The organism is Brevibacterium sp. LAARM2_SD2 (assembly GCF_057364785.1).
On sequence record NZ_JBNFOM010000003.1, the window covers coordinates 183,236 to 208,992 of the forward strand.

Sequence of the window (25,757 nt, forward strand, 5' to 3'; positions counted from 1 at the left end):
GCGCCGCACCCAGGCGCCCTCCGCCCCCAGCAACCCTGCGGGCAACCGGGACGCACGCGCCTCGCCCGCTCACACCTCGGCGAGGGCTCCGGAGCGGGCGACGACCTCACGGGTGGCGATGCGCCGGGCCAGCCGGGCCTCGCCCCATTTGATGAAGACGACGCCGCCGAGGATGAAGACGCCGCCGAAGAGCTGGATCGGCGCGGGCAGCTCGGCGAGCAGGAGCCACGCGACGATGACGGAGAAGGGCACTTCGATGAGGTTGACGAACGAGCCGACGGTCGCGCCGATGTAGCGCAGGCCGAGGATGCCGGTGATGTAGGCGCCGGCGGTGAAGAGGATGATGAGCGCCATCGGCAGCACCCACGAGACCTGGAGGCCCCCGAAGTCGACGTCCGTCGTCGCCGCACCCCACGGCATGACGCCGAGGAGGACGATGAGACCCATGGTCAGCGCGCCGACGCCCATGCCGAGTCCGGTCAGTGCCACCGGCGGCACATTGATCGTGTCCTTCGCCGAGACGAGGAAGTAGGAGGCGAGGCAGACGGCGGCGGCGAGCGCCATGACGACACCGAGGACGCTGATCGAGGCCCCGCGCAGGTTGAGGACGAGGAGGAGACCGACCATCGAGACGAGGACCCCGATGAACGTCACGGTCGCCGGACGGGTCCGGGTCCGACCCCAGATCCAGAACACGATGAGCATCGGCGCCGTCATCTCGAGGAGCAGGGCGACGGCGACGGTGAGGTGTTCGACGGCGACGAAGTAGAAGCCCTGCACGCCGGCCATCGACACGAGCCCGTAGGTGAGGACCGTCTTCCAGTGCGTGCGCACCTCACTCCAGCGTCCGCGGAGCGCGATGAGGCTGGGGATGAGCAGGAGGAGCGCTGAGCCGATGAGGCGGATGAGCACGACCGCGCCCGGCGTCCACCCGACGGCGTACATCGTCTTCGCGATCGGCCCGGAGACGGCGAAGAAGAAGGCGGAGGCCAGGGTGAGGAGGAACCCCAGGACGACGGTGCGGGTCATTCTCAGCCTCCTGATATCGGGTGCGGTCGACGCGGTCGGATGAGCGCGCCGAGTTGGTGGTGGACGTGTCCATCGCCAGTATTTCCCACCGCCATGAAATGAGTCAAGTGCATTTTGCTCCTTACGCGATGTGGCACAATGGCAGGCATCATGACTTTCGCGTATGACATCCGCTCGAACCTCACGATGCTCGTCGACCTCCTCAACACCGCGGGCGGCATCGCCGCGGACGGGGATCAGCTGACGACGACCGCGGGCCTCCGCGACTTCGCCGCCGGACACGACTTCTCCGGGCCGCTCACGGCGACGAAGGCCGACGTCGAGGAGACGCGCCGCCTGCGCGAGCGCTTCGCCGCCGCCTTCGAGGCGGGCCTCGACTCCGTGCCCGCGGCCGTCGGCACAAACGCGGCCGGCGACACCGATCCGGACGGAGATTCGGCGGCCGACGCCCTCGAGCGGCGCATCGTCGAGGAGGTCAATCTCACCCTGCGCGAGACCGACGCGCTGCCGCAGCTCGTGCGCCACGGCGACTGGGACTGGCACCTCCACGCCGTGGGCGCGACGGCGAGCCTCGCCGACCGCGTCGCCGCCGATGTCGCCCTCGTGCTCATCGACCTCATCCGCTCCGGCGACCTCGACCGCCTGGGCCGATGCGCGGCCGAGGACTGCCGGGCCTACCTCGCCGACTTCAGCCGCAACCGCTCGAAGCGCTTCTGCGACACCGGCAACTGCGCCAACCGCACCCACGTCGCCGCCTTCCGCGCCCGCCAGAGCGACGCCGGCGACCACGCCTCCTGAACCCGACCTGCTCGCAGGCTGAAAAATCCCGCAATTCACCACTCCGATCCTGAGAGCCGAAGCCCCTCAGGGGACTCGAATGGACTTTTCTGGGAATTTTTCAGTGACGGAGGTCACAATCGCATTCAGGCAACGTTCACCTGGCTCCCAGACTCGCTCTTCACACTGAAGTCATGACTACACAGAACGACACCGACATCGAAGCCACTCTGCTCGTTGTCGACGATGAGCCCAACATCCGCGAACTCCTCTCCACGAGCCTGCGCTTCGCCGGCTTCGACGTCGTGTCGGCAGCCAACGGCGCCGAGGCCCTGCGCCTCGCCGAGCAGACCACCCCCGACCTCCTCGTCCTCGACGTGATGCTGCCGGACATGGACGGCTTCACCGTCACCCGGCGCCTCCGCCAGATCGGGATGAACGCCCCCGTCGTCTTCCTCACCGCCCGCGATGACACCTCTGACAAGATCACGGGGCTGACCGTCGGCGGCGATGACTACGTGACGAAGCCGTTCAGCCTCGAAGAGGTCGTCGCCCGCATCCGCGCCGTCCTCCGCCGCACCCGCAGCCTCGAGGACGAGGAGAACGCCGTCATCGTGGCAGGCGATCTCGAACTCGACGACGACACCCACGAGGTGCGCCGCTCGGGGATCCTCATCGACCTCTCCCCCACCGAGTTCAAGCTGCTGCGCTACCTCATGCTCAACGCCAACCGCGTGCTCTCGAAGTCGCAGATCCTCGACCATGTCTGGGAATACGACTTCGGCGGCGACACGGGAATCGTCGAGTCCTACATCTCCTACCTGCGACGCAAGATCGACGTCACCCCGGAAACGGACGCCGCCGGTCACACCGTGGAGATGGAGTGGACGCCGATGATCCAGACGAAGCGCGGCGTCGGCTACATGCTGCGCACACCGGAATCCAAGTAGTCGCCCAAGCACGGGCGCTAGATTACTCACGTGGCAACAAAACACACCCGTCCCTCCCGACCCGGTTTCTGGGAGGAGTGGTCTCTGACCACCAAGCTCCTGGGGATCATGATGCTGCTCATGCTGCTCGTTCTCTCGGGGACGAGCGCGTGGGTGCTCGAGAACCTGCGCGACAGTCTCATCGAGCGCACCGACGAGCGGCTCATCAGCGCGTCCGAAACGCTCGCGAAGCAGGCCTACCAGGATGTCTTCGCCCCGGCGCAGCTGCAGTCGACCGAATCCGGCGGCGACGGCAGTGCGACGACGATCGACTCGAACTCGTGGAACGAGCTCAAGAGCCTCCTGCCCGGCGGCTTCTACGTCCAGTTCTACTCGACCGACGGCAAGGCGATCAGCGATCCCGTGGCGCCCGAGCCGAAGAATCAGCCGGTGCTGCCGCCGATCACCGAATCCGATGTCTATGCGCAGGGCGGCCGGCCGTTCACGGTGTCCGGCACGAAGTCGCAGTGGCGGGCACGGGCGATGAAGGTGCAGAACACCGACGTGCTCGTGGCGATCGCGGTCCCCTTCGACCGCGAGATCGACAACATCAACGAGCGCGCCCGCAACACGATGATCGGCATCGGCCTCCTCGCTCTGGCGATGGTCGCCGGAGTCGGCTACTGGGCGATCAACAACACCTTCCGCCCGCTGCGCGACATCGAGAAGACGGCCTCGCGGATCGCCGGCGGCGACCTCAGCCAGCGCGTGCCGACGTTCCCCCGCAACACGGAGCTCGGGAGGCTCTCGGCGGCGCTCAACACGATGCTCGGTCGCATCGAGGACTCCTTCGACGGTCAGACGCGGTCGGAGAAGCGGATCCGACAGTTCGTCTCCGACGCCTCGCACGAGCTGCGCACCCCGCTCGTGACGATCCGCGGCTACGCCGAGCTCTACCGTCAGGGAGCGATCACCAAGCCCGATGACATCGCGCAGGCGATGGAGCGGATGGAGTCGGAGGCCAAGCGCATGGGCGTCCTCGTCGACGACCTCGTCGTCCTCGCCCGGCTCGACGAGCAGCGCCCGACGGAGATCGGCCCGATCGACCTCTTCAAGGTCGTCCGCGACGCCGCCGCCGACGCCGCCGCGCAGGCCCCTGACCGGGAGATCAGCTTCGTCGGCCTCGACGGGGACGATGCCTCCCCGGTGCCGCTCATCCGCGGCTCGGAGTCGAAGATCCGCCAGGTCATCGTCAACCTCGCCGGCAACGCCGTCCGCCACACCCCGGAGGACGCGGCGATCGAGTTCGCCGTCGGCGTCGTCGGACTCCCCGAGGACCCCACGGCCGAGGCCGGCACCACCGGCTCGGACGACAGCGGAAAGGCAGGGGCGAAGGAGAAGTCCCGGGAGCGCGGCTTCGTCACCGGCGGAGTCCGCATCTTCCGTCGCGGCGACGCGAGCGGAGCGGAGCCTGCCGACGCGCAGGAGCCGGCGGGAATCGTCCCCAACGTCACGGCGGCGGGCACGGTCGCCGTCGACGAGTCGCTGCGCGGCTTCCCGAACGGACGCGTCCGCTTCGAGGTCCGCGACCACGGCGAGGGCATCGACCCCGAGCTCGTCCCCCGCATCTTCGAACGGTTCTACCGGCTCGACGTCTCACGCACCCGCGACACCGGCGGATCCGGCCTCGGACTCTCGATCGTCAAGGCGATCGTCGAGAACCACCACGGAGTCATCTCCGTGCAGCAGACACCCGGGGGCGGCGCGACCTTCCGCGTCGACCTGCCCATCCCAGATAACGAAGACAGTGCTCCAGACGCGCGAAAGGACGAGCGATGAGCAGCAACGACGGCAACACTCCCCGCAACCGGGGACGCCACGGAGACGACGACTACCGGACGTTCCCCACCGACGGTTCCCGTGCGTCATCGGACGTTCCGCGCACCTTCCCGACCTCCGATCAGGGGGCCTCGCCGAGGCGGGACGGCGCAACCGCGTCCGACCCGTCCCAGCCGGGTTCAGGTCAGGGGCAGCCCGATCCCTCCACGCGCAGCTTCCCCGCCGCGCCTGGCCAGGGACAGCCCGGGACCGGTCGCGGCGAGGACACGACTCGGGTGCAGCCGACTTATGCGCAGACGCCTGGGGACAACTCGCGAGGAGTGACCGGAGCACCGCAGGGCAATGCGAGCGGCGGCCACCTCTCGGGCCCCGGCCAGCAGTCGGGCTCGGGCCAGCAGCCTGGCTCGGGCCAGCAGTCAGGCCAGCAGTCAGGCTCGGGCCAGTCCGGCTACGGATCCTCGGGATACGGGTCGTCGAACCAGCCGAGCGCCTCGAGTCCCTTCAGCCCCGCAGGCCAGCAGGGCGCGGGCGGCGCCTCGGCGTCCGGACAGTCCGGTGCCGACCGGTACGGGCAGAATCCGACGCCCGGCTCGGGCCAGCACGGGGCGGGCTCGGGTCAGCACGGTGCGGGATCCGGACAGTCGGGTCAGCACGGTGCGGGGTCCGGACAGCCAGGCCAGTACGGTGCGGGGTCCGGACAACCGGGCCAGTACGGTGCAGGGACCGGGCAGCAGGGAACGACCGGTTCGACCGCGACCTTCGGCGCGGCGGCGGGTGCCGGCGCGGCAGCCGGTGCCGCTGCCGGTTCGAGTTCGGCGACGACCGGTCCCGCAGGGTCCCAGCAGGCCTCACCGTATGGCGGTTACGGCTCGAACGCCTACGGTTCCGGGAGCTACGGATCCGCCGCCTACGGGTCGAACCCGTCAGGCCCCGGTGGACCCGGCGATCAGGGTCCGTACGGCGGTGGAGCACCGCCTCGGCGCCAGAAGCGCGGACCGGGCTGGGGGGCGACGATCGCGATCGCCCTCATCGCCGCGCTCATCGGCGGAGGCGCAGCGTTCGGCGGCAGCTACGCGGTCAACGCCCTCCAGGACGACGCCCCGCGCAAGGTCGCCGAGCAGACCATCGAGACCCCCGACTGGACTCAGGTCGCGAAGCAGGCCTCCGAGGCCGTCGTCTCGATCCAGGCCGGTGTCGGCGGACGTCCCGTCGCGCTCGGCTCGGGATCGCTCTATGACGACCAGGGCCATGTCATCACGAACAACCACGTGGTGGCGCCGTCGGACACCGCAGGCGGAGAGCTCACGGTGACGATGAAGAGCGGCGCGGCGATGAAAGCGAGCATCGTCGGGCGCGACCCCTCGACCGACATCGCGATCATCAAGCTCGATCAGGTTCCGCAGAACGTCACGCCGCTGCCGGTGGGCGATTCGAAGGCACTCCAGGTCGGCGATCCCGTGATGGCGCTGGGCAACCCGCTCGGACTCGCCGACTCGGTGACCACCGGCATCGTCTCCGCCCTCGACCGGCCGGTGACCACGGAGAACATCGGTGACGACGCCTCGGCCCAGCAGCGGGAGCTGACCATCACGAACGCCATCCAGACGGATGCGGCCATCAACCCGGGCAACTCGGGCGGCCCGCTCGTCGACGGCAACGGCAACTTCATCGGCGTCAACTCCGCCGCCGCCTCACTCGGCTCCGGCGAGGAGGGACAGCAGTCGGGGTCGATCGGCATCGGCTTCGCGATCCCCGCCTCGCAGGCGGTGTCGATCGCCGATCAGCTCATCGCGACCGGCCAGGCTCTGCACCCGTTCCTCGGCGTCACCCTCACCGACGGGCAGATCAACAGCGGCGGAGTGACCCGCGCCAGCGCGAAGGTGCAGACCGTCGAGGCAGGATCGCCGGCCGCAGCGGCCGGGTTCCAGGACGGTGACGACGTCATCGCCGTGGGCGGCACGAAGGTCAACAGCGCAGTGTCGCTGCAGGCCCTCGTCCGCGCTCAGCCGGTCAACACTCCCGTCGACTTCACGATCGTCCGCGGCGGCCAGGAGCAGAACCTCCAGGTGTCCCTCGAACTGAAGTGAGGCTCGAGCGCCGAGGCCGCCTCGGCGCTGCGCGTCTGCGACACGGCGTCTCCCCACTCGGGGAGGCGCCGTTCGCGTGGCGACACTTCCGCGCACCAGCTCGCCAGGTGCGACATCCCCTCGCTGGCTTCTCCCCCGGGCCCGTGTGGCTCTGCTTGGTCGCCTGCGGGTGTGACTCGCGTTCGTGCGGCGGTGGAGGACGCACACACTCGTGTGCGAGACGACTGTGGACGCTCAGCACGTATCCACAGGGATGTTCCACGCCCTTGCGACCGTGACCGCCCGATGAGGATCGTGGTCACCGCACTGACCCGGTGCGCTCGCGCAGCACGGCGGAATCCACGATTCGCCGACCATCAGAGGAGAGATCATGAGTTTCGAAGTCGACGCCGAACGCGTCTCGTCCGCGGCCACGGCGACCGCCGCATCGTCCCAGGCACTCATCGCCGAGTCGAACACGATGCTGCGGAACCTGCTCACCCTGCAGGAGTGCTGGAAGGGCAGCGCCGCCCAGAACTTCCAGGCGGTGATCAACCAGTGGGAGGGGGCTCAGAAGCAGCTGTTCGAATCGCTCACCTCGATCCACGGTGCGCTCGGCACCGCAGCCACCCAGTACTCCGAGGTCGAGGCGGCGAACTCGCGTCTCTTCGCGCCGTGACCGATCCACGAGCGAGCACTCCGGCTGCACCTCCTCGCGCCGTGAGCGATCCAAGAGCGAGCACTGCGGCCGCGTCTCCTCGCACCGTGACCGGTTCAGAACCGAGCGCCGTGATCGGGTCCTCAAGGACACCCGGAGCGCAGGCCGGACTGAGGGGCGGGCCGACAGAGTCCGACCACAAGTCCGCCGTCACGCATCAGGGGGTGAATCCGCGCTGTCCGCACGTGCGCGACACGCTGAGTCATCTGTAGTTCTCCCTCGCCGACATCTGGGAAACTATCAGCCTTTTTGAGTAGGCTGAAGGGGATAGTTCACGGCGATCGAGGCCGGGACACTCCGCACCCGGAGGTTTCCGACCGCACTCGTCGGACCAGGACCAGAGCAGGAGTCGACAACGGTGAGCATCTTCCAACGAATCGCGACGATCTTCGGAGCGAAGGCGAACAAGGCCCTCGACAAGGCCGAGAACCCCAATGAAACCCTCGACTACTCGTACCAGAAGCAGCTCGAACTGCTGCAGAAGGTGCGCCGCGGCGTCGCGGACGTCGCCACCAGCCGCAAGCGCCTCGAACTGCAGATCAATCAGCTCGAGCAGCAGCAGAACAAGCTCTCCGGGCAGGCCCAGAAGGCCATGGAGATCGGCCGTGAGGACCTCGCCCGTGAGGCTCTGACCCGCAAGTCCGGTCTCTCGCAGCAGATCACCGACCTGCAGACCCAGCACGAGGGCCTCCAGGGCGAGGAGCAGAAGCTCACGCTGGCCTCGCAGCGGCTGCAGGCGAAGGTCGATGCCTTCCGCACGCGCAAGGAGACCATCAAGGCCACCTACAACGCCGCTGAAGCGCAGTCGAAGATCGGAGAGGCGTTCTCGGGCATCTCCGAAGAGCTCGGCGACGTCGGACTCGCCGTCCAGCGCGCCGAGGACAAGACCGCGGCCCTGCAGGCACGGGCCGGCGCTGTCGACGAACTCATCGCCTCCGGCGCCCTCGAGGACGTCACCGGCTCGTCGAAGGACGACATCAGCGCCCAGCTCGATGCCCTCTCCAGCGAGAACGACGTCGAGATGGAGCTCGCCCGGATGCGCGAATCGCTGCCCGCCGGCCAGGAGAAGAACAACCAGAAATCGCTCGAAGGCGAGGGTCAGTGATGATCATCCGCATCATGGGCGAGGGCCAGTACGACGTCGCGAACGTCGACCAGGAGCTTCTGCAGAAGTACGACAACCAGGTCGAACACGCCGTCGAATCCGGTGACGAGGAGGAGGCGAAGTCCGCGCTCAACGCGCTCCACGACTACGTCATCAGCCACGGCACGCCCGTCTCCGATGACTACCTCGGATCGAGCGATGTCGTCGTGCCCTTCGTCGACGCGACCCTGACGGAGATCGCCGAGCTGCTCACCGGCGAAGGGTTCATCCCCGACCCCGCGTGAGCCGGACCGGCCTCCGGCCCCGCAGCACGATCCCGATGAACGCCGGTGCACCGGTTCGACGATGACACCTCCGGCCCATTGCCTGCTCACCAGGCAGTGGGCCGGACCTGCAACACCAGAGAGGAATGAGGATGTCCAACCGTTTCGTCAAGGACAGCGGGCTCACGATGCGCATGGGGTGGACGATCTTCCTCAACGGCCTCATCTACGTCGTCCTCATCCTCGCCATCTGGTGGATGCTCGGCGGCAGCACGACCGGAGTCATCATCGCGGTGGTCGTCAGCATCGGGGCGTTCTTCTTCCAGTGGTACTTCTCCGACTCCATCGCGATGAAGGCGATGGGGGCACGGGAGGTCACCCCCGAGGAGGCCCCCGAACTCCACACGATGGTCGACCGCCTCACACAGCTCTCCGATTCGACGAAGCCGCGGGTGGCCGTGTCGAACTCGGCGACGCCGAACGCCTTCGCCACCGGGCGCTCCCCGAAGCGGTCCGTGGTCTGCGTGACCCGCGGTCTGCTCGAGAACCTCGATCGCGAAGAGGTCGAGGTCGTCCTCGCCCATGAGCTCTCCCACGTCGCCCACCGTGACGTCACCGTCATGACGGTGGCGGGAGTGACCGGCGTCGTCGCCGCCCTGATGATGCGCGCCGGCTACTACATGACCCTCGGCGGGCGCCGCGACAACAACGGCGGCATCCCGATCCAGCTCCTCTTCATCCTCGTCGGAGCCGTGGTCTACGGACTCTCGTTCCTCCTCATCCGCAGCCTCTCCCGCTACCGCGAGCTCGCCGCCGATCGCGCGGCCGCGCTCCTCACCGGCCGCCCGTCGGTGCTCGCCTCGGCGCTGACGAAGCTGAGCGGAGACATGAACAAGATCCCGGAGAAGGACCTCCGCGCCACCGCCTCGGCGAACCATCTCGCGCTCATCCCCGCCGCCCACGGCGGCTCGGGCTTCGGGGAGCTCTTCTCCACCCATCCCTCGCTCGACAAGCGGCTCGCTCAGCTCGCGAAGATCTCCGCGCAGCTGTCGAAGCCGGAGTGAGCCGACGCCCCGGCTGACGGGCACCACGGCAGCACTGCGACCGACCGCCTGACCGGCGACGAATCCACCACTGACCGACCACCACCGATGAGGAGTTTCATGGGCTTCTTCGACGCCATCCTGGGACGCTCCAAACCCAAACGCGCCAACCTCGACGACCTCTTCGCGCTTCCACCGGCCGCGCTCACCCTGCAGGCGGCGACAGGATTCGTCCCGACCGGTGTCGGTGCCGTCGTCTTCCGCCAGGTCGAGGGCGCGGCGTTCGACTCCGCCGAGCAGGAGAGCGTCGCCCTCATCGGCTCGGACCCGGCCGCGAGTGTGCGGCAGACGAACGACGGCTTCGGCTACACGTGGCAGGTCGTCTCCGACGCGGATGGCGACGCCGTCAACCTCGTGACGAACCTCCACGCCGTCAACTCCGCCCTCGTCAATCAGGGCTTCGACACGATGCTTCTGTGCTCGACCGTCTATTTCGCGCACCCGGACGGGCGCCGCCTTGCCCTCGTCTACCAGTACAAGCGCGGAACGTTCTACCCCTTCGCCCCGACCGGCCCCCGGCAGCGGGACAATGCGCTCGAGATCCAGGTCCGCGGCATCCTCTCCGGCGAGCTGCCGTTCGAGGACGACATGTCCCGCTGGTCCCCGCTCTGGGATGCGCCGGGCATGGACGAGACCCCCCGCGCCCTCGACAGCTGACACCTCGTCCGGCGCGGTGCGACAGCCGACCGCGTCGCTGCGCTCACGCCTCGATGATCTCGCCGTTGCGGGGCAGGCGGCCGCGGAAGTGCAGCGGCACCGCGTCGGCGCGTTCGGGGTCGAGGCGATCCATCGCCTGGATGTGGAGGTGGGGTTCGGTGCTGTTGCCCGAGTTGCCCGTCTCCGCCACCGCCTCACCGAGGCGGACGGACTGCCCGAGGGCCACCTCGGTGCTGTGCTTTCGCAGGTGGCAGAGGACGACGACGATCCCGCCGACGTCGATGGCGATGTGATTGCCGGCGAGCGCAGACCACCCGCGGCGCAGGCGGCGAGGTTGGGCGGCCAGATAGCTCAGCGACGGCAGTCCACGGTGTGCAGGATGGTCGGGGTGACCGTCGGCGACGACCGTGCCGTTCGCGGGCGAGAGCAGCGTGCGGCCGAAGCCGGGAAAGCGCTGCGGCGGTTCCGGGGCCAGCAGTGAGGTGAGGGTGAACCGCGCGGTCCTCCCCGTGTCATCGACGGGTACGAAATCGATCGCCTGCCCAGTCGCGAACACTGTGGTTCCGTGACTGGGCAGACGATCGGCTGGACTGTTCTGGACAAGCCAGCGGCCGCGGAACGGGAAGTCGAGATCGAGTCCCTCTCCCGTGGCCCGGTTCATCATCGGCGACCGCTGCCTGGCGGCTCTGCCTACGCTTCGCCGGCGCTTTCGGATTCGACCTCGAAGGCCTCACCGAGGGCTTCGACGCGGTCGCCGGGACGGATCGTCGCCCCGCGGCGGGTCTCGACCTCGCCGTTGACCCGGACGTCACCGGCAGCGATGAGGTCCTTGGCCATGGCGCCGTGTTCAGCGACGCCGTGGAGCTTGAGGAGCTGACCGAGCCTGATCGTCTCGTCGCGGATGGTCACGACGTCCATCAGAAGTCGAAGCCTCCGAAGTCGAAGCCGCCGCCGTCGCCACCGCCGTCGAAGAAGCCTCCGCCGTCTCCGCCGCCCATGTCGCCTCCGGCGTCACCGCCGCCGTCGGCGCCCATGCCGTCCTGGTAGCCGTCGGCGTACGAGCCGTCCCAGCCGCCGCCCATGCCGCCGAAGAGCATGGCGCCCATGAGGACGCCGGGGAGAAGACCGGATCCGGCGTAGGAGTTGAAGTAGCCGCGGTTGTATTCGGCGTAGGCCGGTCCCGCTTCCCAGTAGGCCCGGCGGGTCTGACCGTCACCGGTGACGACCTTGCGCACGGCGGGTTCGGCGCCCACGGCGACGCGCTCGGCGTCGGCGGCGCACACGGGAACAGGCCGGAGCTGACCGCCGGCGGGAGCCCAGTCGATGTCCTCGACCGAGGGACCGTGCTGCGGATTGAAGAAGCACGGCGGGCGGCGCACCGGAAGCGGCTTGCCCTCGACACGGGCGCGCACGCACTTCGCGGCGTAGCGGCCGTCCTCGAGCGCCTCGGTGACGTGGCGGATGTCGGTGGGCTCGTCGACCTTCTCGAGCGTCTCCTTCGCGACGTCGTAGGAGTCGAGGGCCTGCTTGTAGTCCTGCTGGCCACCGGTGTCGAGCTCGACTCCGGACGTGATGATGTCGAGTTCGGCGACTTCCTCACCGAACTCGGTGACGTCCTCTTCCGCTGCCTTCTTCACGAGTTCGAGTTCCGCTGCGTGAAGCTCTTGCTTGCGCTTCTTCTCCTTGCGGTAGCCGACGAAGAAGATGGTGCCGAGAACGATGAGTATGAGCAGGAATACTGTTCCCACGATCAATGCCTCCCAGATGGACGGATCACTGTCCAGTATGCCCGACGAAACTGGCAAGCGACTGAGCCAACCCCGCATGCCGCCTCCGCTTGTCCGGCCTGCACCCCTGGGTGCTCGCAGGGTGTTAGCGGGCCTGCGCAGACAGGGTCAGCGCGATGCCCCCGCAGCGTCGTCAGCCGAAGAGGCCGAGGCCCTTGGCGAGCGTCGCCGCTCCCCCGCCGAAGGCGAGAACGATCATCGCGATCCGCGCCGCCGTCGGTGCGACCTTCTGTGCGAGCAGATCCCCGCCGAGGAGGCCGGCGACGAGGACGATGCCGATCCCGATCCAGATGGCCGGGTCGAGCTGCGGCCACACCCCGCCGTCGACGATGACCTTCGCGATGATCGCCGAGGCGGTGCCGACGACGAGGAACGGCTGCAGGGTCGCCGCGAACGGCCGGTGCTCCCACCGGGTGAGCACCGCATACGCGCTCACCGCGGGTCCGCCGGCCCCGGCCGCTGCCGACATCGTGCCGGAGACGAAGCCGGCCGAGAACTGCGTGCCGAAGTTCGCCGGCATCGTCGTCCCGACCCGACCGATGAGCAGGGAGACGGCGAGCGAGGCGATGATGAGGGCGCCGATGAGCACCTGGAGCGACGCCGTCGGCAGCGCCGTCGTCAGCAGCGCCCCGGGGACCGTGCCGACGACCGTGCCGACCGCGAGCTTCCAGAACACCGGCCATTCGACCTCGCGCCATGTCCGCGCGAAGACGGTGGCGGCCGCGACGATGCCGCAGAGGTTGACGAGGAGGACCCCGGAGACGGGATCGAGGAGGAGGACGAGGAACGGCCCGGAGACCAGGCCGAAGCCCATTCCGGTGATGCGCTGTGCGAGTGCCCCGATGAAGACCGCTGCGAGGATGAGCACGACCACAGGTTCCACCTGAGCAAGTGTAGTGGTTTCGCCCCCGCTCAGCGGGGGCGCCCGCACCGTGAGTCGCCCCGTCGGGAGACGAGTCTCCGCGACCGGACAGCCGCTGTCGCGGACGAGATTCTCTCGCCGCATTCGCCGCGACGTCCCAGGTTTGCGGCCGTGGGAGCGGGGTTACAGTAGACAGATGGAAAGTCGTCCACTCTGGTCCCGCTTCAGCGCCGACCCGCGCGATTACGGGCAGGTCAGAGCCTCCGATGCCGATCGAGCCGTGGTCACCGACGTGCTCTCCGAGGCGTATGCGCTCGGTCAGATCGATGCCGGGGAGTTCGATGAGCGCACCGAGGCGGCGGCGCGGGTGAAGACCCTCGGAGAGATCCCGTCGCTCATCGACGATCTCGTCATCGCCGAGGCCGAACCCGTCGATCCCGACCACCTCGACGAGGCGAGCCGGGCTCGCGCGCTGGCTCAGCTCAGCGATGATCGGATTCCGATCACGCCCGAGCAGATCCAGGAAGCCGCGGAGAAGTTCTACCGCGACCGCGTCAAACGCGCCCTCATCGGTCTCATGGCCGGTCCTGCCGGTTTCATGCTGCTCATCTGGGGAGCGACGAGTCTGTTCGCCGGCAGCCTCATCTTCTTCTGGCCGATCTTCATCCTCGGCCCGATGTTCTTCGGCGCGGTCGCGCAGATGACCGGCAAAGAGGAGATCATCCGCAAACGCAAACAGGAGCTGACGAAGCGCGCCCGGGCCCACCTCGGCGATGAGGAGGCGAAGCGCCAGCTCGAGGAGCAGCCGCGACAGGACGACGACTACGAGGAGAACTTCGGCCACGGCCTCCAGCCTCCCCACCCGCTCGCCCCGCCCTACGCCCCCGGGCAGGAGCCGTCGACCGACGAACTGCGACGGCGGAGGGAAGAGCGGCGACGCCGGCGCGGCAACCCCTGGGACTGAGCGCGCGAGGCCGAGTGCAGGTCAGCCAAGTGCAGGAATGAGAAGAGCCGTGCCACCACCCCTGCGGGTGATGGCACGGCTCTCTCAGTGCCTGGCGGGCGTGGGTCAGAAGCCCATGCCGCCCATGCCCTCCATGCCGGCAGCGGCTGCGTCAGCACCCGGTGCGGCCTTTTCGGGCTTGTCGGCGACGACCGACTCGGTGGTGAGGAACAGACCGGCGATCGACGCTGCGTTCTGCAGAGCCGAGCGGGTCACCTTGACCGGGTCGTTGATGCCGGCCGCGAGCAGGTCCTCGTACTCACCGGTGGCGGCGTTGAGGCCCCAGCCCGGTTCGAGGTTCGCGACCTTGTCGGCGACGACTCCGGCTTCGAGTCCGGCGTTCGTGGCGATCTGCTTGAGCGGCGCCTCGATGCCGACCTTGACTATGTTCGCACCCGTCGCCTCGTCGCCGGTGAGCGAGAGGTCGTCGAACGCCTGCTTGCCGGCCTGGATGAGAGCGACGCCGCCACCGGCGACGATTCCCTCTTCCACGGCGGCCTTCGCATTGCGCACGGCGTCTTCGATGCGGTGCTTGGTCTCCTTGAGCTCGACCTCGGTCGCGGCTCCGGCCTTGATGACGGCAACACCGCCGGCCAGCTTGGCCAGGCGCTCCTGCAGCTTCTCACGGTCGTAGTCGGAGTCCGAGTTCTCGATCTCCGCACGGATCTGGGCCACGCGGCCGGCGATCTCGTCGGCGTCACCGGCGCCTTCGATGATGGTCGTCTCGTCCTTGGTGACGACGACCTTGCGTGCGGTGCCGAGCAGGTCGAGGGTGACGTTGTCGAGCTTGAGCCCGACTTCCTCAGAGACGACCTGGCCACCGGTGAGGATGGCGATGTCGGCGAGCTGCGCCTTGCGACGGTCACCGAAGCCCGGAGCCTTGACGGCGACGGACTTGAAGGTGCCGCGGATCTTGTTGAGCACGAGCACGGCCAGGGCTTCGCCCTCGACGTCCTCGGCGATGATCAGCAGCGGCTTGTTGGTCTGCTGCACCTTCTCGAGGACGGGCAGCAGGTCCTTGACGTTGGAGATCTTCGAGTTGACGATGAGGATGTAGGGATCCTCGAGGACAGCTTCCTGACGGTCGGTGTCGGTGACGAAGTAACCGGAGATGTAGCCCTTGTCGAAGCGCATGCCCTCGGTCAGTTCGAGTTCGAGTCCGAAGGTGTTGGACTCCTCGACGGTGACGACGCCTTCCTTGCCGACCTTGTCGATCGCCTCGGCGATGAGCTCACCGATCGCGGGATCACCGGCGGAGATGCCGGCGGTCGCAGCGATCTGCTGCTTCGTCTCGATCTCGATGGCGTTGTCGAGCAGGACATCGGTGACGGCCGCGACGGCCTTCTCGATGCCGCGCTTGAGGCTGAGCGGGTCAGCACCGGCTGCCACGTTGCGCAGACCCTCGCGGACGAGTGCCTGAGCGAGAACGGTGGCGGTGGTGGTGCCGTCGCCGGCGACGTCGTCGGTCTTCTTGGCGACTTCCTTGACGAGCTCAGCGCCGATCTTCTCGTAGGGATCCTCGAGTTCGATCTCCTTGGCAATGGACACGCCATCGTTGGTGATGGTGGGTGCGCCCCACTGCTTTTCGAGCACGACGTTGCGACCGCGGGGTCCAAGAGTCACCTTGACCGCGTCCGCAAGCTGGTTGAGACCAGCTTCGAGTCCCCGACGAGCTTCTTCGTCGAATGCAATCATCTTTGCCATAGTGGCCTAGATCCTCCCTGATGGAGTGGACTGGAATCGCAGAGCAGTCGTCAGCGCCCGCGACGGCAGAGAGTGTGTCCGCATGTTCCATTCCACACAGGGACCACGCTCTCGAGACGACTGATGAAATCCCGTGGTTTTCACCAGTACTAGATTTAGCACTCTCAGGGGGAGAGTGCAAACGAAATCCTGCCGACGCCCGTGATTCCGGGCGTTTCGTCAGGCGCGTTTCCGGGCATCGCCGAGGTGTTCGGCTCAGCGCGAACGCCCGACACCGGGCCCTTGAGAGCGGGCGCGGCCGACCGGACATCAACGGCCGACAACGCCGTCCCCGGCGCCCCGCCCGCGACGCAGAAGACGCCGAGTCGCGTGCGACTCGGCGTCTTCTCGTTGCCGACCGTTCGGCGGTCGACGGCGTTCAAACCACGTCGGAGCGAATGATCCGCAGCAGCTCGGGGGTCGACGATCAGCGCAGACCGCCGACCCGATGCTGCGACAGCCTCAGGCTCCCGACTCGGATGTGATCAGAGACGATCAGAGGAGGGTGACGGATTCCGCCTGGGGACCCTTCTGTCCTTCTCCGACCTCGAACTCAACCTGCTGGCCCTCTTCGAGCGAGCGGTAGCCGTCCATCTGGATCGCGCTCCAGTGAACGAACACGTCCTGGCCATCGCCTTCGAGCGTGATGAATCCGTAGCCCTTTTCGGCGTTGAACCACTTGACGGTGCCTTGTGCCATTGCTTCTCCATAAAATGCAGTGTCATTTGAAATTCGCCCGACCCCACAGCTCAGTGGCGAAGAGCGAACGCTAGTAAACCTCAACAGACCCCGCGATTTCTCTCATTGACCTCTGGAGATTGATCTCGGTGAAGCACGATCAGAACACAAGGTGCAGTGCTTGCCTAGCTGGTAAAACTCTACCCCAGCGTGGTGCGCGTCTCAGGTTCGCTCAACACTGTTATCAATTCGTTACATTTGAATTCCAGCGGCGTTCACCCTGGTCAGTCGCGCAGTGCTCAGCCCTCGCCGAGGCTGCCGTCCGTCGAATCGCCACCGGTCGTTCCAGCGCCGTCGGCGGCCGTCGATCCGCCGCCCTGGGCTCCCGACTCCTCGGTGCCGGCGGATTCGCCGCCGCTCGAAGCGGGTCCGCGCTGGGCGATGTCCGAGCAGATGAGCACCGTGAGGTCGGCGGTGAAGTCGTTCGACTGCTCGGTGGCCTCGATGCCGAGGGCATCGGCGACGAGCTGGGCCTGCGCCTCATCGGCGTCGTCGCGGTAATAGACGACCGAGTCGCTGCGGGCCGTCGAGTAGTTGCCGACCTGACCGACGGTCCAGCCCTCCTCCTCGACGACCGAGGAGAAGTCCCGCGCGACGCCGGAGACCCCGGAGCCGTTGAGGACGTCGACGGTGAGCGAGGAGTCGGCGACGCTGACTTCGCTCTCCGAGGGCGTCGGGGTCGCCGGCGCCGAGGTCTCCGGCGCGGGCTCGGCGACGTTCGACTCGGGATTGCGCATCGACGAGGTGATGATGTTGATGGCCGCGACGACGAGTAGCACGGCCACGAGGGCGAGCACGATGACGAGCACGATCGCGCCGACGTTCGACGAAGCGGCCGCCTCCTGGCGATGAGCTCCGCTGCGGCGGCCCGGTTCGATGTCGTCGTAGTCGTCAGCCATATGTCACCTCGAGACGCGAGCCTGAGCGCGTTCGCTCTGGCGCGTGGTGCGGATGCGTCGCAGGCGCTTGACGAGCATGGGGTCGCTTGCGAGGGCCGCAGGATTGTCGAGCAGGGAGTTGAGGATCTGGAAGTAGCTCGTGGCGGACATGTCGAAGCGCTCGCGGATCGCGTGGTCCTTCGCTCCCCCGTACTTCCACCAGCGCCGCTCGAACTCCAAAACGGACACCTCGAGCTCACTCAGTTCAGAGGCGCCATCGTTCTGCGGCATAGGGGGTCTGCTCCTTCACGAGTTTTCTTTGAGCTTATGCTATCGGGAGAATGACACGGCTGTCATTCTCGGCACGCCCGCCTCCGCGCCGCAGCGGGCCGGCCGCACCGCCCGGTCACCACCGTGAGCACCGCGCGACCAGCGCTCATGCGCGATCACGGGGCAGTCTGCCCTGTCCGTCGCCCGCCCCCGACGAGCGCCGAGGCGGGCGCTCAAGGGTCATGGACATCACATCGGTCGGTCGCCTCGGCGAGGGAATCCTGCGCCCGCATTCACCGGCACACGGACTCGACCGCGCGGCCACGCCCGGACGCGACAGAGGGCAGGGGATCAATCCCCCTGCCCTCTGTGGGTCACCGGCGCAGCCGAGCCGCAGCAGCCGAGCCAGCACGCGGCTGAGCCGGGCGCTCAGCGGATCCGGATGTTGACCTGCTTGATCTGCGTGAAGCCCTCGAGCATGCCCTCAAGCGAGGCCTCACGACCGAAGCCCGAGTTCTTCATGCCGCCGTAGGACTGTCCGGCCAGCTGCCCGCCGCCCTGGTTGACCTGGATCCAGCCGGACTCGATCCGGTCGGCCATCGTCAGCGCCGAATCGAGGTCCTTCGTGAAGACGTAGGCGGCGAGGCCGTACTCGTTCGTGTTGGCCATCGAGATGACCTCGTCGACGGTCTTCCACGGGATGACGGAGAGGACGGGACCGAAGATCTCCTCCTGGCTCGTCTGCCAGTCGTTCTGCGCCTTCGAGAAGATCACCGGCGCATGGTAGAAGCCGGGCTCGCCGACGTTGAGCTCGCCGTGGCCGTCGTAGGCGACCTCGACGCCGTCCATGCCCTTGCCGATCTCGATGTAGTTCTCGACCTGGTCGTACTGCTTCTGGTTGATGATCGCGCCGATGTCCGTCTCCTCGTCGCGCGGGTCGCCGACCTTCATCTTCGCCACCGCGGCGACGAGCTTCTCGAGGAACGAATCGTAGATGTCCTCGTGGAGGAAGAGGCGCGAGCCCATCGTGCACGACTGGCCCTGCCGGGCGAAGCGCGTCGAGAGGAGGACCTGCTCGACCGTGTCCTCGTCATCGGAGTCGGGGAAGATGATGTTCGGGCTCTTGCCGCCGAGCTCCATCGACGAATGCGCGAGGCGATGACCGGCGACCTCGGCGACGTGGCGGCCGACGTTCGTCGACCCGGTGAAGGAGAGCTTGTCGACGTCGGGGTGGACGTTGAGGGCCTCGCCGATGACCGAGCCCTTGCCGGTGACGACGTTGAGGACGCCGGGCGGGAGGATGTCGGCGATGAGCTCGGCCATCTTGAGGATGGTCAGCGGGGCGTCCTCGGCGGACTTGAGGACGATCGTGTTGCCGGCGGCGAGCGCGGCCGGGGTCTTGAACGCCGCGATCATCAGCGGCGAGTTCCACGGCAGGATGCCGGCGACGACGCCGAGGGGCACGCGCTTCGTGTACTGGAACTGCTTGTCACCGGCCGGCAGGGTCGTGCCCTTGACCTCCCCGGCGACGCCGCCCATGTAGCGGAAGAGGTCGGCGAGGATGACGGTCTCGGGGCGCGCCTGGGTGCGGATCGCGTTGCCGGTGTCGAGTGCGGTGAGCTCGGCGAGCTCCTCCGACCCGGCCTCGAGCGCGTCGGCGCACTTGATGAGCAGCTTCTGCCGCTCCTTGAACGGCAGGCCCGCCCAGCCGGGGAACGCGGCGCGTGCGGCCTTGACGGCGCGGTCGGCGTCGGCCTCCTTGCCCTCGGGCACCGTGGCGATGACGACGTTGCGGTCGATGGGGGTGATGACGTCGTGCGTGCCTCCGTCGAGGGCGTCGACCCATTCTCCGCCGATGAGCATCTTCCAGGCCTTGGCCTCGGGGAATTCCGACATACTTCGCTGTCCTCTCGCCAGTCAGGGGTTCTTCGATGAACTCGCTGTCTCGAGCATAGCTCTGACGCCGCCGGAGCTGAACGGCTGGGGTCTGCGCGATCGCGCACAGCCGATCTGCGCGCGGTGCACAGCAGGTCTGCGCGGTGGGATTCTCGGCGCCGAGGCGGTCCTCGCTAGACTCGCGGACATGACCTCGACAGCGCAGCTGAGCACGATCATGTCCCCCGACTGGGCCGAGGCCCTCGCCGACTCCGAGGCCGGGATCCACGCGATGGGCGACTTCCTCCGCGCCGAGATCGCCGCCGGCCGATCGTACCTGCCCGCCGGTGACGCGGTGTTCCGGGCATTCGCCGAACCGCTGTCCGAGGTCACGGTCCTCATCGTCGGGCAGGACCCCTACCCGACTCCCGGCCATCCCATCGGGCTCTCCTTCTCCGTCGACCCCGAGGTCAGGCCCCTGCCGCGGTCCCTGACGAACATCTACAAGGAGCTCGCGGACGACCTCGGCGTGCCCCCGGCCGCCCACGGAGACCTGCGCGCCTGGTCGCGGCAGGGCGTCATGCTCCTCAACCGCGTCCTCACCGTCAGCCCCGGTCAGCCGGCCTCCCACCGCGGCAAGGGCTGGGAGGCGATCACCGAGCACGCGATCCGGGCGCTGGTCGCTCGCGACCAGCCGCTCGTGGCGATCCTCTGGGGTCGCGACGCCCGGAACCTCGCTCCCCTGCTCACCTCGGGCACCGCCGAGGTCGCGATCATCGAATCCGCGCACCCCTCACCGCTGTCGGCCTCGCGCGGGTTCTTCGGATCCCGGCCGTTCTCCCGGACGAGCGACCTGCTCGCGCAGAAGGGCCTCGACCCCATCGATTGGCGACTGCCCGCACAGGCGTGACGCGCGGCCGGCGTGACACGAAGTCCGCCGGGCATTGCCCGCGCAGGGGCAGACCCGCTCAGCCCTGCGCCGGGCCGGTGTCCGTACCGGTCGGCGTGTCCCCGGCGCGCACCGAATCGGCGACCTTCTCCGCCTTGCGGCCCTTGAGCGGCCGGGCGAGGTAGCTGCCGAGGACGGCGCCGACGGCAAGCGCGGCGTTGGCGAGGATCGCGGTGAACAGCGCTGAGAGACCGACGGCGAACGAGGTCGTCTCCGTCTCCGCGACGATGCGGTAGACCGCGGTGAAGATCGAGAGCCCCTGGAGGAGGGTGTAGATCGCGGGAATCGTCAGCACGATCGCCGGCGCCCCGAGCCGCAGTGCGAGCGGCCGGGCGAGGAACCCGGCGACGGTCGCCGACAGGAGACTCGCGAGCACGTTGTCGAGGCCGAGCAGCGTCAGCGAGGTCATCGTGATGAACGAGGCGAGGCCGACGAAGGCGGCGGGCAGGATGAACCGGCGGGAGGCCTGCATGCCCACGGCACCGGCCATCGCGACGATCGCGGCGGCGCCGAGGGAGACGATGACGGCGACGACGTGGACCCCGGAGCGGGGCACGAGGATCTCGATCGGCTGCATGCCCAGCGCCTGCCCGCACACGACCCCGAACGCCAGTCCCGACACGATGCCGGCGAAGGAGATGAACACCCCGACCAGGCGCCCGGCGGCGGTGAGCGGGAAGTTCGTCAGGGCGTCCTGGACGGCGGAGTAGAGGGCCTGGGTGGGCAGGAGGAGGACGATCGCGGCGGCGACGAGGTACTGCGGGGAGTCGATGAGTCCGAAGTTCCCCGCCGCCATCGCCACAAGGGTGCCGATCGCCGCCTGCAGCGCGGTGATGAAGAACGACGGCAGGCTCGTGCGGCCGATGAGCTTGCCGAGTTCGAAGATGAAGACGGCCATCGCGATGCCGAGGACGATCGCGATCGCACCCCCGCCGAGGAGGAGGACGAGGCTGCCGACCATCATCCCCCAGGCCCCGGTGACGAACCATTCCTTGAACGGCCGCCGCTGGGAGCGGATCGCGTCGAGGCGGCTGCGGGCCTCCATGAAGCCGATGCGGCCGTCGACGAGGTCGGAGACGAGCTTGTGGACGGAGGCGAGCTTCGCGTAGTGCGTCGACTCGCCGCGGTTGACCCGCATCACCGTCATCAGGCGCCCGTCGGAGGTCGAATAGTGGACGACGAGGGTGTTCGAGGTGAGGTCGATCTCCGCGGTCGCGAGTCCGCACGCCGTGCAGGCGGCGATGACGGAGACCTCGATGTCGTTCGTGCCGGCGCGCGCGCATCATGATCGCGGCGATGTCGGCGGCGAGGTCGAGGATCATCCGCGCCTCGTCCTCGCTCGGTTCGCTCGCCTGCACGGGCGCCTGGTACGGGGTGCCCTTGAGGGCGGTGATGATCGGCACCGGCTGGGTGTTGACCGAGGTGCCGGTGACGAGCCGGCCGACGGTGCGCCGGGCCACCCGCTGGGCGACCCGCTGGGAGGCGCCGAGGGTCGTGTCGGTGCGCGGCTTTCCGGGTTTCGGTCCGCGCGGCTTGGGTGCACCGGTGCTCTGGAGTTCGGCCAGACGCTGTGCGCGGGTGCGTTCGAGGAGTTCGCGCAGCGCCGTCGACCCGGTTTGGGTCTGCTCCCGGTTCCTCACCGGTCCCGTCGCCTGCTCCTGGTCGCGGACCACCTCGGCGCCCTGCCCCCGGTCGAGGGGGATGTCCGCGGTCGTCGCGTCCTCGGCCTCGGCGGCGGCCGCGGCGGATTCGACGATGACCTCGTAGGCGGTGACCTCGGTGGCCGTCGTCGTCGCCTCGACGGACACCTCGGCGGTCGTGGCCTCGTTCGCGTCGACCGGAGTCGCCTCGTCGGCTCCGTTCCCGGTGCGGTCAGGGGGCCTCTGCGTCACGGCTCGCTGATGAGAGTCGGGCCGAAGGGGTCGGCGACCTCGGCGGTGCCGGTGTCGGCGTCGAATGCGTAGACCCGGCGACCGTCGACGAAGACCTGCTCGGCCCGCGAATCGAGGTCGAGGGGATCACCGGACCACAGGACGAGGTCGGCGTCCCGGCCGGGAGCCAGCGAGCCGAGGCGGTCGTCGAGGCCGAAGATCGCGGCCGGGTTGATCGTCAGCGCCTCGAGGGCGACGACGGGGTCGAGGCCCTCCTTGACGGCGAGCGAGGCCTCGTGGATGAGGAAGTTGATGGGGATGACCGGATGGTCGGTCGTCAGCGCGATGCGCACCCCCGCCTCGGCGAGCGCCGCCGCGGTGGCAAGCGTCCGGTCGCGCAGCTCGACCTTCGACCGGCTCGTCATCAGGGGTCCGAGGATGACGTCGATGCCCTTCTCGGCGATGTAGTCGGCGATCTTGTGGCCCTCGGTGCCGTGGTTGATGACGAGCCGGTACCCGAATTCCTCGGACAGTCGGATCGCGGTGGCGATGTCGTCGGCGCGGTGGCAGTGCTGGTCCCAGGCGAGGGTGCCGTCGAGGACCGCGGCGAGGGTCTCGCTGACGAGGTCGCGTTCGAACGGGGTGCCCTCGGCTTCGGCATGGGCGCGTTTGGCCTGGTAGTTCTGCGCGTCGACGAAGGCGTCGCGGATGATCTTCGCGGTGCCCATCCGCGTCGACGGGGTGACCTTCTTGTCTCCGTAGACCCGCTTCGGGTTCTCCCCGAGCGCGGACTTCACCGAGAGGTCCTCGGTCACGAGCATCTCGTCGACGATCCGTCCCCAGGTCTTGACGAAGGCGGTGCGCCCGCCGATCGGGTTGCCCGATCCGGGTTTGATGAGCGCCGAGGTGACCCCTCCGCGCAGCGCGTCCTTGAAGCCGAGGTCGGCGGGGTCGATGCCGTCGAGCGCCCGCAGCCCGGCGCCGTTGGGGTCGGTCATCTCGTTCGTGTCGTCACCGGACCAGCCCTCGCCGTCCTCATGCACGCCGAGGTGGCCGTGGGCTTCGATGAAGCCCGGCAGCACCCAGCGGCCGGCGGCCTCGATGACCTCAGCACCCTCGGGGACCTCGACATCGGCGCCGACGGCGGTGATGACGCCGTCGGAGAGGACGATCGTGCCGGTCTCGATCGGTTCGGCCCGGGTGCCGTCGGCGTTCGCGATCGGCAGGATGCGGGCACCGGTGATGGCGACATCGTGGCGAGGGGGAACGGGGACCGAACGATACATCGTGCTCCTTCGACGGCGGTGGTTCGCGACGGGACGAGTCTACGCCACGAGGGGGTCCGCACACCGCCTGGACCATGCCGTCGATCGGAGTGCGCGGCGACCTCTGCGCGGGCGTGGGCCGCCGGCACAGACGACGTGCCGAGGCGGCACAGTCACCGTGTCGTCACCGCTCAGACTCCGCGGCTACTCACGGGTACACCTGGCCTGATCATGGGTATAGGTTGGACGCAGCGGATCAATGAGTCAAGGAGAGGGCGATGCTCGAGACCATCACTTCCTACGTCGCGATCGGCGACTCCTTCAGCGAGGGCCTCATGGACCCCGACCCCGACGGCACCCCCGATCGCTTCCGCGGCTGGACGGACCGCCTCGCCGAGCTCCTCGTCGACTCGCCGGCTGCCGGGCCCGAGCTCCTCTACGCGAACTTCGCGATCCGCGGCCGCCTGCTCCAGGGCGTCATCGACGAGCAGGTGCCGAAGGTCCTCGACCTCAAACCGGACCTCGTGAGCTTCTGCGCCGGCGGCAACGACTGCCTGCGCCCGCGCACCGACATCGACGGTCTCGCCAACCAGTTCGAGCGCGCCGTCATCGCGATGCGCGAGGAGGGCATCGAGGTCGTCATGGCCAACGGCTTCGACACCGAGACGATGTCGCCCCTGCTGCGGGCGGTCCGCCCCCGCGTCGGCGTCTACAACGCGCACCTGTGGACGATCGCGCAGCGCCACGGCTGCCACATGGTCGACGTGTGGGGGCTGCGTCCCCTCTACGCCGAGGACATGTGGGCCGAGGACAAGATCCACCTCTCCCCGACCGGTCACGACCTCGTCGCCCGGCAGGCGCTCGCGACGCTCGAGTCGGGGCATTCGCTGCCGACGACGGGGTTCGGGATGCCGCCGCGGACGCCGCGGACGACCCGCGAGGTCGTCGTCGAGGAGTCGAAGTGGGCGCGCGAGCACCTCGCCCCGTGGGTGGGCAGGCGCTTGCGCGGGGAGTCCTCCGGTGACAAGCTCTCCCCCAAGGTTCCCGATCTCTCGCCCGTCAAGCGCATCGTCGTCGATGAGGAGCACGTCGAGGGCAGGGACGTCGAGGTCGAACGCATCATCAGCGATGACGCAGTGAGTGAGGGCAGGAATGACTGAATCGACGAATCCGGGGTCGCCGGCACACCGCCCCACCGAGGATGAGCGCAGCGACGCCCTCGATGCCCTCGGCCAGACCCTCGGCACCGCACCGAACGTGGTCCGCCACGCCTATGGGGACGATGCCGACCAGTTCGTCGAGGTCCACGGGGACCCGGCGACCGCCTCGGCGGTGGTGATCTTCGTCCACGGCGGCTACTTCCGTCCCGACATCGACTTCGTCCATGCGCGACCGCTCGCCCAGGACCTGGCCGGTCGCGGTCTGCTCTGCGTGCTCGTCGAGTACGGGCGCATCGGCGGGCAGCCGCGCTGCCTCACCGACGTCACCGCCGCGATTCGGTTCGCCCAGGACGCGTTCGCGGCGTGGGGCGTGCCCGCTGCGGCGCGCGAGCGGCCCGTCGTCGCCGGTCATTCGGCGGGCGGCTGTCTGGTGCTCAGCTGGGCGAGCCACCTCGGCGAGGACGGCGCGGAGTTCCGTCTGCGTCCGCTCGCGCCGATCTCGGATCTGCTCCGGGAGGTCAACGACGGGCTCGCCGACGGCGCGGTGCTCGACTACATGGGGGCGCATCCCCAGGAGGATCTCGCGGCCTACCTGTGGCAGGATCCGCGGTCCCGGGCGGTGCTCGTTCCGGCCCGCGCCAATGCGCACATCATCCACGGTGACGCCGACGGGATCGTCGCTGTGTCGTTCTCCGAGAACTATCCGGCGCCGCTGACGATTCTGCCCGGCGCCGATCACATGGACCTCGTCGACCCCGAGTCGTCGTACTTCCCGCAGGTGATCGAGCTCCTCCTCGCCGACCGCTGAGCAGCCGCCGTCCGGGTCTCCCCGTTCACACCAGCCACCGTCCGGGCGCTGAGCACGGTAGG

At 68.4% G+C, this 25,757-nt stretch carries 26 protein-coding genes; 14 read left to right on the top strand and 12 right to left on the bottom strand.

Annotated elements, in window-relative coordinates; translation table 11 throughout:
- Window positions 1-69 precede the first annotated feature (69 nt).
- Entirely contained in the window at window positions 70-1,029 is a 960-nt protein-coding gene (locus AC2W7K_RS03410) for an EamA family transporter (RefSeq protein ID WP_198499567.1), read from the bottom strand.
- Between the two features lie 138 nt (window positions 1,030-1,167).
- Here AC2W7K_RS03410 and AC2W7K_RS03415 point away from each other — a divergent pair, with 138 nt between their 5' ends.
- From AC2W7K_RS03415 to pspAB, 9 genes are all read left to right on the top strand, one after another.
- Window positions 1,168-1,827 (top strand): CGNR zinc finger domain-containing protein, encoded by a 660-nt coding sequence (locus AC2W7K_RS03415; RefSeq protein ID WP_232623684.1) that lies wholly within the window; start codon window positions 1,168-1,170, stop codon window positions 1,825-1,827.
- 173 nt (window positions 1,828-2,000) lie between these two features.
- Complete coding sequence (locus AC2W7K_RS03420) at window positions 2,001-2,756, top strand: response regulator transcription factor (protein ID WP_137824402.1); 756 nt, start codon at window positions 2,001-2,003, stop codon at window positions 2,754-2,756.
- A 30-nt stretch (window positions 2,757-2,786) separates the two neighbouring features.
- Window positions 2,787-4,574, top strand: coding sequence for a sensor histidine kinase (locus AC2W7K_RS03425; RefSeq protein ID WP_198499568.1), 1,788 nt, complete (start codon window positions 2,787-2,789; stop codon window positions 4,572-4,574).
- Entirely contained in the window at window positions 4,571-6,661 is a 2,091-nt protein-coding gene (locus AC2W7K_RS03430; protein WP_198499569.1) for a trypsin-like peptidase domain-containing protein, read from the top strand. The genes AC2W7K_RS03425 and AC2W7K_RS03430 overlap by 4 nt, the downstream gene beginning before the upstream one ends.
- Before the next feature lie 370 nt (window positions 6,662-7,031).
- Complete coding sequence (locus tag AC2W7K_RS03435; protein ID WP_198499570.1) at window positions 7,032-7,319, top strand: WXG100 family type VII secretion target; 288 nt, start codon at window positions 7,032-7,034, stop codon at window positions 7,317-7,319.
- 397 nt (window positions 7,320-7,716) lie between these two features.
- Window positions 7,717-8,463: a PspA/IM30 family protein gene (locus AC2W7K_RS03440; RefSeq protein WP_171007134.1), complete on the top strand. Its 747-nt coding sequence runs from the start codon at window positions 7,717-7,719 to the stop codon at window positions 8,461-8,463.
- Complete coding sequence (gene pspAA, locus AC2W7K_RS03445) at window positions 8,463-8,747, top strand: PspA-associated protein PspAA (protein ID WP_198499571.1); 285 nt, start codon at window positions 8,463-8,465, stop codon at window positions 8,745-8,747. Before AC2W7K_RS03440 ends, pspAA begins: the two co-directional genes overlap by 1 nt.
- Before the next feature lie 131 nt (window positions 8,748-8,878).
- Window positions 8,879-9,790: a zinc metalloprotease HtpX gene (gene htpX / locus AC2W7K_RS03450; protein WP_198499572.1), complete on the top strand. Its 912-nt coding sequence runs from the start codon at window positions 8,879-8,881 to the stop codon at window positions 9,788-9,790.
- Window positions 9,791-9,889: 99 nt separating this feature from the next.
- Complete coding sequence (pspAB, locus tag AC2W7K_RS03455) at window positions 9,890-10,486, top strand: PspA-associated protein PspAB (RefSeq protein ID WP_198499573.1); 597 nt, start codon at window positions 9,890-9,892, stop codon at window positions 10,484-10,486.
- 43 nt (window positions 10,487-10,529) lie between these two features.
- Here pspAB and AC2W7K_RS03460 read toward each other — a convergent pair whose 3' ends face one another.
- The 4 genes from AC2W7K_RS03460 to AC2W7K_RS03475 all read right to left on the bottom strand — a co-directional run bounded on the left by AC2W7K_RS03460 (window position 10,530) and on the right by AC2W7K_RS03475 (window position 13,156).
- Window positions 10,530-11,042: a M23 family metallopeptidase gene (locus AC2W7K_RS03460; protein ID WP_232623685.1), complete on the bottom strand. Its 513-nt coding sequence runs from the start codon at window positions 11,040-11,042 to the stop codon at window positions 10,530-10,532.
- A gap of 134 nt (window positions 11,043-11,176) precedes the next feature.
- Window positions 11,177-11,404, bottom strand: a complete 228-nt coding sequence (locus tag AC2W7K_RS03465) for an RNA-binding S4 domain-containing protein (protein WP_198499574.1) — start codon at window positions 11,402-11,404, stop codon at window positions 11,177-11,179.
- Window positions 11,404-12,234, bottom strand: coding sequence for an OadG family protein (locus AC2W7K_RS03470; protein WP_198499575.1), 831 nt, complete (start codon window positions 12,232-12,234; stop codon window positions 11,404-11,406). Before AC2W7K_RS03470 ends, AC2W7K_RS03465 begins: the two co-directional genes overlap by 1 nt.
- 172 nt (window positions 12,235-12,406) lie before the next feature.
- Complete coding sequence (locus AC2W7K_RS03475) at window positions 12,407-13,156, bottom strand: sulfite exporter TauE/SafE family protein (protein ID WP_198499576.1); 750 nt, start codon at window positions 13,154-13,156, stop codon at window positions 12,407-12,409.
- Between the two features lie 175 nt (window positions 13,157-13,331).
- On the opposite strand from AC2W7K_RS03475, the gene AC2W7K_RS03480 reads away from it, so the two are divergent.
- Complete coding sequence (locus tag AC2W7K_RS03480; RefSeq protein WP_198499577.1) at window positions 13,332-14,099, top strand: DUF1707 SHOCT-like domain-containing protein; 768 nt, start codon at window positions 13,332-13,334, stop codon at window positions 14,097-14,099.
- 105 nt (window positions 14,100-14,204) lie between these two features.
- Here AC2W7K_RS03480 and groL read toward each other — a convergent pair whose 3' ends face one another.
- The 5 genes from groL to AC2W7K_RS03505 all read right to left on the bottom strand — a co-directional run bounded on the left by groL (window position 14,205) and on the right by AC2W7K_RS03505 (window position 19,663).
- Window positions 14,205-15,842 (bottom strand): chaperonin GroEL, encoded by a 1,638-nt coding sequence (groL, locus tag AC2W7K_RS03485; protein ID WP_198499578.1) that lies wholly within the window; start codon window positions 15,840-15,842, stop codon window positions 14,205-14,207.
- A 534-nt stretch (window positions 15,843-16,376) separates the two neighbouring features.
- Complete coding sequence (locus tag AC2W7K_RS03490) at window positions 16,377-16,580, bottom strand: cold-shock protein (RefSeq protein ID WP_009376446.1); 204 nt, start codon at window positions 16,578-16,580, stop codon at window positions 16,377-16,379.
- A gap of 278 nt (window positions 16,581-16,858) precedes the next feature.
- Window positions 16,859-17,518, bottom strand: coding sequence for a LytR C-terminal domain-containing protein (locus tag AC2W7K_RS03495; protein WP_198499579.1), 660 nt, complete (start codon window positions 17,516-17,518; stop codon window positions 16,859-16,861).
- Between the two features lie 3 nt (window positions 17,519-17,521).
- On the bottom strand, window positions 17,522-17,788 hold the full coding sequence (locus AC2W7K_RS03500) for a DUF3263 domain-containing protein (protein ID WP_137826675.1): 267 nt from the start codon (window positions 17,786-17,788) through the stop codon (window positions 17,522-17,524).
- 408 nt (window positions 17,789-18,196) lie between these two features.
- Window positions 18,197-19,663: an aldehyde dehydrogenase family protein gene (locus AC2W7K_RS03505; protein ID WP_198499580.1), complete on the bottom strand. Its 1,467-nt coding sequence runs from the start codon at window positions 19,661-19,663 to the stop codon at window positions 18,197-18,199.
- 187 nt (window positions 19,664-19,850) lie between these two features.
- Between AC2W7K_RS03505 and AC2W7K_RS03510 the strand changes: the two genes are divergently transcribed.
- Window positions 19,851-20,552 carry a uracil-DNA glycosylase gene (locus AC2W7K_RS03510; RefSeq protein ID WP_198499581.1) on the top strand — a complete coding sequence of 234 codons (702 nt, stop codon included), beginning with the start codon at window positions 19,851-19,853 and terminating at the stop codon, window positions 20,550-20,552.
- A 58-nt stretch (window positions 20,553-20,610) separates the two neighbouring features.
- Here AC2W7K_RS03510 and AC2W7K_RS03515 read toward each other — a convergent pair whose 3' ends face one another.
- Window positions 20,611-21,849 carry a threonine/serine exporter family protein gene (locus tag AC2W7K_RS03515; protein ID WP_486005753.1) on the bottom strand — a complete coding sequence of 413 codons (1,239 nt, stop codon included), beginning with the start codon at window positions 21,847-21,849 and terminating at the stop codon, window positions 20,611-20,613.
- A 38-nt stretch (window positions 21,850-21,887) separates the two neighbouring features.
- Between AC2W7K_RS03515 and AC2W7K_RS03520 the strand changes: the two genes are divergently transcribed.
- Window positions 21,888-22,358 carry a hypothetical protein gene (locus AC2W7K_RS03520; RefSeq protein WP_486005747.1) on the top strand — a complete coding sequence of 157 codons (471 nt, stop codon included), beginning with the start codon at window positions 21,888-21,890 and terminating at the stop codon, window positions 22,356-22,358.
- A gap of 121 nt (window positions 22,359-22,479) precedes the next feature.
- Here the strand turns inward: AC2W7K_RS03520 and AC2W7K_RS03525 are convergent, their stop codons facing one another.
- Window positions 22,480-23,748 carry an amidohydrolase gene (locus AC2W7K_RS03525; RefSeq protein WP_198499582.1) on the bottom strand — a complete coding sequence of 423 codons (1,269 nt, stop codon included), beginning with the start codon at window positions 23,746-23,748 and terminating at the stop codon, window positions 22,480-22,482.
- A gap of 257 nt (window positions 23,749-24,005) precedes the next feature.
- On the opposite strand from AC2W7K_RS03525, the gene AC2W7K_RS03530 reads away from it, so the two are divergent.
- Both AC2W7K_RS03530 and AC2W7K_RS03535 read left to right on the top strand, forming a co-directional pair.
- A complete protein-coding gene (locus AC2W7K_RS03530; protein WP_232623687.1) occupies window positions 24,006-24,887 on the top strand; it encodes an SGNH/GDSL hydrolase family protein in 882 nt (293 codons plus the stop codon).
- On the top strand, window positions 24,880-25,695 hold the full coding sequence (locus AC2W7K_RS03535; RefSeq protein WP_486005748.1) for an alpha/beta hydrolase family protein: 816 nt from the start codon (window positions 24,880-24,882) through the stop codon (window positions 25,693-25,695). Before AC2W7K_RS03530 ends, AC2W7K_RS03535 begins: the two co-directional genes overlap by 8 nt.
- Window positions 25,696-25,757 lie beyond the last annotated feature (62 nt).

Bases quoted from the DNA above. Each gene is read 5' to 3' on its own strand.
- AC2W7K_RS03420 (WP_137824402.1), top strand. From the start codon at position 2,001: ATGACTACACAGAACGACACCGACATCGAAGCCACTCTGCTCGTTGTC.
- AC2W7K_RS03510 (WP_198499581.1), top strand. From the start codon at position 19,851: ATGACCTCGACAGCGCAGCTGAGCACGATCATGTCCCCCGACTGGGCC.
- groL (WP_198499578.1), bottom strand. From the start codon at position 15,842: ATGGCAAAGATGATTGCATTCGACGAAGAAGCTCGTCGGGGACTCGAA.
- AC2W7K_RS03500 (WP_137826675.1), bottom strand. From the start codon at position 17,788: ATGCCGCAGAACGATGGCGCCTCTGAACTGAGTGAGCTCGAGGTGTCC.
- pspAB (WP_198499573.1), top strand. From the start codon at position 9,890: ATGGGCTTCTTCGACGCCATCCTGGGACGCTCCAAACCCAAACGCGCC.
- AC2W7K_RS03480 (WP_198499577.1), top strand. From the start codon at position 13,332: ATGGAAAGTCGTCCACTCTGGTCCCGCTTCAGCGCCGACCCGCGCGAT.
- AC2W7K_RS03525 (WP_198499582.1), bottom strand. From the start codon at position 23,748: ATGTATCGTTCGGTCCCCGTTCCCCCTCGCCACGATGTCGCCATCACC.
- AC2W7K_RS03410 (WP_198499567.1), bottom strand. From the start codon at position 1,029: ATGACCCGCACCGTCGTCCTGGGGTTCCTCCTCACCCTGGCCTCCGCC.
- AC2W7K_RS03430 (WP_198499569.1), top strand. From the start codon at position 4,571: ATGAGCAGCAACGACGGCAACACTCCCCGCAACCGGGGACGCCACGGA.
- AC2W7K_RS03435 (WP_198499570.1), top strand. From the start codon at position 7,032: ATGAGTTTCGAAGTCGACGCCGAACGCGTCTCGTCCGCGGCCACGGCG.
- AC2W7K_RS03520 (WP_486005747.1), top strand. From the start codon at position 21,888: ATGTCGGCGGCGAGGTCGAGGATCATCCGCGCCTCGTCCTCGCTCGGT.
- AC2W7K_RS03490 (WP_009376446.1), bottom strand. From the start codon at position 16,580: ATGGCACAAGGCACCGTCAAGTGGTTCAACGCCGAAAAGGGCTACGGA.
- htpX (WP_198499572.1), top strand. From the start codon at position 8,879: ATGTCCAACCGTTTCGTCAAGGACAGCGGGCTCACGATGCGCATGGGG.
- AC2W7K_RS03465 (WP_198499574.1), bottom strand. From the start codon at position 11,404: ATGGACGTCGTGACCATCCGCGACGAGACGATCAGGCTCGGTCAGCTC.
- AC2W7K_RS03495 (WP_198499579.1), bottom strand. From the start codon at position 17,518: ATGGCTGACGACTACGACGACATCGAACCGGGCCGCCGCAGCGGAGCT.
- AC2W7K_RS03505 (WP_198499580.1), bottom strand. From the start codon at position 19,663: ATGTCGGAATTCCCCGAGGCCAAGGCCTGGAAGATGCTCATCGGCGGA.
- pspAA (WP_198499571.1), top strand. From the start codon at position 8,463: ATGATCATCCGCATCATGGGCGAGGGCCAGTACGACGTCGCGAACGTC.
- AC2W7K_RS03530 (WP_232623687.1), top strand. From the start codon at position 24,006: ATGCTCGAGACCATCACTTCCTACGTCGCGATCGGCGACTCCTTCAGC.
- AC2W7K_RS03535 (WP_486005748.1), top strand. From the start codon at position 24,880: ATGACTGAATCGACGAATCCGGGGTCGCCGGCACACCGCCCCACCGAG.
- AC2W7K_RS03415 (WP_232623684.1), top strand. From the start codon at position 1,168: ATGGCAGGCATCATGACTTTCGCGTATGACATCCGCTCGAACCTCACG.